The sequence below is a fragment of the Streptomyces luteosporeus genome (assembly GCF_039532865.1).
Lineage (GTDB): Bacteria > Actinomycetota > Actinomycetes > Streptomycetales > Streptomycetaceae > Streptomyces > Streptomyces luteosporeus.
Genome location: NZ_BAAASL010000051.1, coordinates 1 through 1,304, shown reverse-complemented (window position 1 = coordinate 1,304; position 1,304 = coordinate 1). Strand labels below are relative to the sequence as shown.

General features: G+C 70.2%; 1 protein-coding gene. It reads left to right on the top strand.

Annotated features, from left to right (window positions below; translation table 11 throughout):
- A partial coding sequence (locus ABD361_RS30335) for an NAD-dependent malic enzyme (RefSeq protein WP_344440187.1) occupies positions 1-1,304 on the top strand: 1,304 nt, incomplete at both ends.

The following is a 1,304-nucleotide window of genomic DNA, read 5'->3' as shown; positions in this document are numbered from 1 at the left end:
AGCGTCTCGTACTCGATGACGGTCCGGCTGGAGGTTCCCGCGAGCGGGACCGCGGTCAGCGAGCTGACCACGGCCGTGGAGTCCTCGGGCGGGTCCGTCACCGGCCTGGACGTGACCGCCTCCGGCCACGAGAAACTGCGCATCGACGTCACGATGGCCACCACCTCCACCGAACACGCCGCCGAAATCGTGGAGAAGCTCCGCGGCATCGAGGGCGTGGTGCTGGGCAAGGTCTCCGACCGCACCTTCCTGATGCACCTCGGCGGCAAGATCGAGATGGCCTCCAAGCACCCCATCCGCAACCGTGACGACCTCTCCATGGTCTACACCCCGGGTGTGGCGCGGGTGTGCATGGCGATCGCCGAGAACCCCGAGGACGCGCGCCGCCTGACGATCAAGCGCAACAGCGTCGCCGTGGTCACCGACGGCTCCGCGGTGCTGGGCCTGGGCAACATCGGCCCCAAGGCCGCCCTGCCCGTCATGGAGGGCAAGGCCGCCCTCTTCAAGCGCTTCGCCGGCATCGACGCCTGGCCCATCTGCCTCGACACCCAGGACACCGACGCCATCGTCGAGATCGTCAAGGCCATCGCCCCCGGCTTCGCCGGCATCAACCTCGAGGACATCTCCGCCCCCCGCTGCTTCGAAATCGAAGCCCGCCTGCGCGAAGCCCTCGACATCCCCGTCTTCCACGACGACCAGCACGGCACCGCCATCGTCGTCCTCGCCGCCCTGACCAACGCCCTGCGCGTCGTCGGCAAGAACATCGACGACGTACGTGTCGTCATGTCCGGCGCCGGCGCCGCCGGTACGGCGATCCTGAAGCTGCTGCTGGCCGCCGGTGTGCGCCACGCGGTCGTCGCCGACATCCACGGCATCGTCCACGCCGATCGCCCGGACCTGGTGGGGGCGGACCCCCACTCGGCGCTGCGGTGGATCGCGGACAACACCAACCCCGAAGGCATCACCGGCACCCTCAAGCAGGCCGTCCAGGGAGCCGACGTCTTCATCGGCGTCTCCGCCCCCAACGTCCTCGACGGCGACGACGTCGCCGCCATGGCCGACGACGCCATCGTCTTCGCCCTGGCCAACCCCGACCCCGAGGTCGACCCCGCCATCGCCCGCCGCACCGCCGCCGTCGTCGCCACCGGCCGCTCCGACTTCCCCAACCAGATCAACAACGTCCTGGTCTTCCCCGGCGTCTTCCGCGGCCTGCTCGACGCCCAGTCCCGCACCGTGAACACCGACATGATGCTCGCCGCCGCCCGCGCCCTCGCCGACGTCGTCCACGGCGAGGAACTCAACGC